The organism is Ilumatobacter sp. (assembly GCF_049588435.1).
In the GTDB taxonomy this organism is placed as follows: domain Bacteria; phylum Actinomycetota; class Acidimicrobiia; order Acidimicrobiales; family Ilumatobacteraceae; genus Ilumatobacter_A.
The window spans coordinates 1-5,499 of the sequence record NZ_JBAVYV010000041.1 but is presented as its reverse complement, the minus strand read 5'-3'; the positions used below and the strand labels follow the sequence as shown (position 1 = coordinate 5,499).

Sequence of the window (5,499 nt, the reverse complement as noted above, 5' to 3'; positions counted from 1 at the left end):
CTCATCGGGCTCGTCGGTCGACGTCGTCGAATCAGCGTCGGGCGAATCGGGTTCGGGCGTGCGGCCGTCGACCAGCGCGATGAACACGTCGTCCCAGTCCGGGGGCACGGCGGCGATCGACTCGATCTCGTACGTCGGAAGGGCGTCGGTGCACAGCTGTTGCACGTCCCCGGCCTCGCCGGCGGACGTGATCCGCACGGTGCGGTCGTCGACCCGGTGGGCATGGACGACAGCGTCGACCGTGCGCAGTTCTCGGATCGACTCGGACCGGACGTCGCCGGCGAACGAGACATCGAACGGACGGCCGCCGTGCGCCCGGAGGAACAGTTCCTGGGGCGTCCCGATCGCCGCGACGCGCCCCGCCGCGAGCATCGCGACCACGTCGCAGTCGGCTGCCTCACCGACGAACTGCGTCGAGATCACCAACGTCGTCCCACCGTCCCGCAGTGTGCGGAAGTGGTCCCAGAACTTGCGGCGCAGGATCGGGTCGATCCCCGCCGTCGGCTCGTCCAGCATGAGGATCTTCGGCTCGTGGACCAGGGTCGCAGCCAGCGCGAGACGACGCTGCATCCCACCGGATGCCGCACTCACGAGCTTGCGGTCGTCGTCCGCGAGGTCGACGAGTTCCAACAGAGCGTCGAGACGTTTCTTCCGGCGCAGCGGCACCCCGTTCAGCGACGAATGGAAATGAAGGTTGTCCCGGAGCGAGAGGTCGTCGAAGAGCACCGGATGCTGTGGGAGGTAGCCGAGTTCGGTTCGTTCGGCGGTGGACAGCGTCGAGGGCGACGCGCCCAGGACGTCGACCTCGCCTTCGTCCGGGTGGTAGAAGCCGGTGGCGAGGCGAACGGTGGTCGTCTTTCCGCAGCCGGACGGTCCGATCAGACCGACGATGGTTCCCGGCTCGATGTCCATGTCGATGTTCCGCAGGACCCATTCGTCACCGAAGCACTTGCCGACGCCTCGGAACGAGATCGCCGCATTGACGCCGTCGGTCGGAGTCGCGCCGCTCATGCGTCGATGGTGGGCGAGATCACTCGCGGGGTCGTGAATGTCTGAGATGTGACCATCGCTGCTCCTCCGGTGCCGATCGCTGACGGCAGTGTCTGCCGTCGATCGTTGACCGTTCGCCGGGTCGCCAAACCCGACCGAGGAGAATCAGGGGGCGAGGCGGTCGATGCGCCAGGACGTCCCATCGGCGGAGCGCCGGTAGCGGAGCCGGTCGTGGAGGCGGCTCGGGCGCCCCTGCCAGAACTCCCACTCGGACGGGATCAGCAACCAGCCACCCCAGAACCCGGGTCGATCGACCTCACGGTCGTCGAACTGTGCGTCGATGGTGTCGACACGCCGCTGGAGCTCGTCACGATCGGCGATCACCTCGCTCTGCGGAGACGCCCAGGCGCCGAGCTGACTCCCTCGAGGACGGGAGGCGAAGTATGCGTCGGACTCCTCCGCCGACAACCGCTCGACCGTGCCCCGCACGCGCACCTGGCGATGCAGATCGAGCCAGCCAAACACCGCCGAGGCGACCGGTCGGGCATCGAGCTGTCGGCTCTTCGCCCCGGAATAGTTGGTGTAGAAGGAGAATCCCCGGGCATCGGCGCCGCGAGCGAGCACGATGCGCGCGTCGGGCACGCCGTCGAGTCCGACCGTGCCGAGCGTCATCGCATTCGGCTCGGCGACGCCGGCATCGGCCGCCTCGTCGTGCCAGCGTTGCCACTGCAACATCGGATCGCCGTAGACGTCGTCGAGCTCCAACCCCGCCGTCTCGTACTGCACCCGTCGATCCCGAATCGACGGCAACGGGCCGGGTTCGCCGTGTGCTGCGTCCCGTGAGCTCGTCATCGGCACCAGATCATCGGGCGTCGATCCGTGTCACGCCGCGCATGTAGGGGTGGAGAACCTCGGGGATGGTGACCGATCCGTCGTCGTTGCGGAAGTTCTCGATGATCGCGGCCCACACCCGCGGGACCGCAAGGGCCGAGCCGTTCAGGGTGTGGGCGAACTCGGTGCCCTTGATGGGCTTGCCGAGGTCGTCGTGGCGCCGGACACGAATTCCGGCTCGTCGCGCCTGGTAGTCACCCAGCCAGCTCACCGACGACACCTCGAGCCACGAATCAGCTCCCGGAGCGTAGGCCTCGACGTCGTAGCTCCGGTGATGGCTCTGGCCCATGTCGCCGGTGCAGATCTCGATCACGCGGTACGGCAGTCCGAGCTCGGCGATCGCGCGCTCCGCACGGGCGACCATGTCGTCGAGGAGGTCGGGTGCCTGTTCGGGAGTGCAGTAGGCCATCATCTCGACCTTGTCGAACTCGTGCGAGCGCAGCATCCCGCGGGTGTCGCGGCCGGCCGAACCAGCCTCGCGTCGGTACGACGCGCTGTAGGCCATCAGGCGGATCGGCAACTCGGTGTCGTCGAGGATCTCCTGCGCGTAGATCGACGTGAGCGGCGCTTCGGCCGTCGGGCTCGCCCACAGGTCGTCGCGTTCGATGGCGTAGGCATCGTCGGCGAACTTCGGGAGCTGACCGGTCGCCGTCAACGTGGCCGTGCTCACGAGCGACGGGACGCGCATCTCCTCGTGGGCGTCGGCGTTGAGATCGAGCCCGTACTGGCACAACGCCCGAGCGAGCGTCGCTCCCGCTCCGCGCTGCATGGTGAACATCGCGCCGGAGATCTTGGCAGCGCGTTCGTTGTCGAGAATCCCGAGTTCTTCGGCAGTCTCCCAGTGGGGGACACGCTGGTGCTCGGGGTACTCGTCGAGCAGTCCGATCGGGCCGATGACGACCGGATTGTCGTCGTCGCTGGCGCCGTCGGGGACGTCCGGATGAGGCAGGTTCGGAATGCCGAGCAGGAGATCGTGCAGGGCCGCGGACACTTCGTCGTGCTCGGCGGCGAGCGACTTCTCCGAACCACCGAGTTCGCGGCTCTCGAGCTGCAGTGCTTCGGCTTCGTCGACGCGGCCGTCACGACGGAGACCGCCGACTTCTTTCGACAACGCGTTGACGCGGGCGCGAATCTCGTCCCGTTCACGTCCGATGGCGAGGAGCCGCTGGTCCAGGCGGGCGGCGTGCTCGACGTCGTCGATCACCGCAGGTCGACGACGGCGGGACAATGCTGCCGTCACCGAGTCGAGGTCGTTGCGCAGCAGCCGTTGGTCGATCACAGCACGCGAGGCTACTGGTGACGTGACGGCGCCGCAGTGCCGGTTTGCCTGCCGCCGGCGTCAGTCCTCGACGTGGGCGGGACTCGCGGCGAAGGCCTTCTCGACGTCCTCGGTGGTGATCGGCACGTCGGTGACCTGGGCGATCTCCGCGTCGGGGATCACCGTTCCGGGAGTGCGGTGGTAGTCGTGCTCGGACTTGTAGTCGACGGCGACCCGCTTGAAGAAGATGACCACGACGATCGTCCAGAGGAACAGTCCGCCGAAGATCTTCATGATCGCACCAGCCAGCTGCTGGTCGATCTGCACGCTCCACCCGAACACCCGAACCGGGATGTCGTACGACTTGTAGACCGCGCCGTCGGCGAAGGTCAACCAGGCCGCCGGGACGGTCGGAACGACCGACATCAGGAACAGGTAGATGCACTTGCCCATCGGAGCGATCTGGAGTTCGGGCAAGGGACCACACACCGGCATCCACATGAGCAACGAGAGCATCACGACGAGGAAGTGCAGCGAGTAGTGAAGCGGTCCGGATTCGACCGAGGCGGTCACCATGCCCGGAACGTGGGTCACCATGATCACGAGGTTGAACAGAACACCGGCGACCACCGGTTTCGCCATGAACGCGACGCCCCGGTACAGCCGACCGTCACCGATGAGGACCCGCATCAGCCACGTCGGGGTGGCGAGCAGTGCCAGCGGCGGGAGGAAGTAGCTGAGCATCATGTGCTGCAACATGTGCGCCGAGTAGAGGTAGTCCTCGGAGATGTCGTGGACCGGCCAGTCCGAGGCGACCCACAGAATCAGCATCGCCGCGCCGAAGGCGAGTTTGTTGTGGCGCGAGACCGGTGCGACTCCCTCGGGCACGGCCTTCGGTCCGATCACCCGGACCATGTAGATGTACGCGCCGACCAGGAAGCCGACCAGAATCCAGACTTCGGGATGCCACTGGAAAGCCCAGGGTCGCACCTCGGAGGTCACCTGCGCGATCACGGGTTCAGCCTACGACCGGTTGGCGACGGTGAAGCTGCGCATCGATGGCCCGATCCAGGGGCGGACGTCAGCCCTCGAAGACCCGGAACGTCAACAGCGCCGCGCAGTAGACCCCGACGGCGAGGAACAGCCCCGAGTAGAAGAGCCAACTGAAGAGGCGGTTGTCGAAGCGGAGGTGCATGAAGAAGCTGACGACGACGAAGAACTTGATCGCCATCATGATCAGCAACAGCGGAATGAAGACTGCACCGAGGTCGAGGTAGCTCGCCGCCACCTCGGCACCCGTGATCACCGCGAGGATCAGGGCGATCACGATGTACTTGTTGTCGGTGATGTGTTCGGCCCCGGCCTCGTGATGGTGGGTCTCGAGACCGGAGTCGTGGTCGAGTCCGGTGTGGCCCTGTTCGACGATCGGTGTGGTGGTTGCGTCAGCGTTCATGGTCACTCCTGGTCAGGCCGGGATGAGGTAGACGAGCGTGAAGATGATGATCCAGATGACGTCGACGAAGTGCCAGTACAGGCCGACCATCTCGACAGCCTCGGCCTTGTCTCCGGAGATCCGGTTCCGTGCGACCATCGCCATCGTCGCCAGCAGCATGACGATGCCGACCGAGACGTGGACGCCGTGGAATCCGGTCAACGTGTAGAAGCTCGATGCGAACAGGCTCTCGGTGTAGCCGAGCCCTTCCCGGTAGAAGGTCGTGAACTCGTACACCTGGCCGGCGACGAACAGTCCGCCAAGGATCGACGTCACGATCAGCCAGAGCTTGGTGTTGCGGTCGTCCTTGCGGTTCGCCGCCGAGACGGCCATCACCATCGTGAGCGACGACATCAGCAGGACGAAGCTCGACGCCGAGGTGAACGGGATGTCCCAGAGCTGATCGGGGCCGACGTCGGCACTGTGCCGGTTGCGGTACAGCATGTACGTCGAGATCAGACCACCGAACAGCAGACATTCGGAGCCGAGGAACAGCCACATCGCGAGCTTCGTGTTCGACAATCCGAGCGAGGTGTGGTGGCCCCCGCCGGGGTGACCTTCGACTTCCATGCTCGGCTCGTGGCCGAATCGCGACGATGCGTCGTCGTGATCGTCGGCGTCAGGGTCCTGCGCGTGGTCGTGGATGATCTCGCGCGCTTCCTTGAGCGTGTCGATGACCATGTCGTCCTTGGTCTCAGACATTGGCCAGTTCCTTGCTCGTCTCGTCGCCGGCGACCGGCGGGTCGTAATCGGACTCGGGTGCGTCGGCAGGTTCGAGCGCCCAACCGAACATCGCGGTGATCGCGATCGCACCGCCGATGACGATCAACCAGGTGGTGTAGATGACGCCGTACGCCATGATCGGCAG

6 protein-coding genes are annotated in these 5,499 nt (G+C 65.9%); all 6 read right to left on the bottom strand.

What is annotated here, in order from left to right:
* The coding region (locus tag WBV89_RS01360) for an ABC transporter ATP-binding protein (protein WP_423979542.1) at window positions 1-1,011 on the bottom strand (1,011 nt) is incomplete at its 3' end.
* Between the two features lie 144 nt (window positions 1,012-1,155).
* On the bottom strand, window positions 1,156-1,800 hold the full coding sequence (gene pdxH / locus WBV89_RS01355) for a pyridoxamine 5'-phosphate oxidase (protein ID WP_423979544.1): 645 nt from the start codon (window positions 1,798-1,800) through the stop codon (window positions 1,156-1,158).
* Between the two features lie 52 nt (window positions 1,801-1,852).
* A complete protein-coding gene (gene serS / locus WBV89_RS01350) occupies window positions 1,853-3,160 on the bottom strand; it encodes a serine--tRNA ligase (protein ID WP_423979541.1) in 1,308 nt (435 codons plus the stop codon).
* A 60-nt stretch (window positions 3,161-3,220) separates the two neighbouring features.
* On the bottom strand, window positions 3,221-4,153 hold the full coding sequence (locus WBV89_RS01345; protein ID WP_423979540.1) for a cytochrome c oxidase assembly protein: 933 nt from the start codon (window positions 4,151-4,153) through the stop codon (window positions 3,221-3,223).
* Between the two features lie 67 nt (window positions 4,154-4,220).
* A complete protein-coding gene (locus WBV89_RS01340) occupies window positions 4,221-4,592 on the bottom strand; it encodes a cytochrome C oxidase subunit IV family protein (protein WP_423979539.1) in 372 nt (123 codons plus the stop codon).
* 12 nt (window positions 4,593-4,604) lie between these two features.
* The gene (locus WBV89_RS01335; RefSeq protein WP_423979538.1) at window positions 4,605-5,333 is read right to left on the bottom strand and encodes a cytochrome c oxidase subunit 3; all 729 of its coding nucleotides are present in this window, start codon (window positions 5,331-5,333) and stop codon (window positions 4,605-4,607) included.
* Window positions 5,334-5,499: the final 166 nt, after the last annotated feature.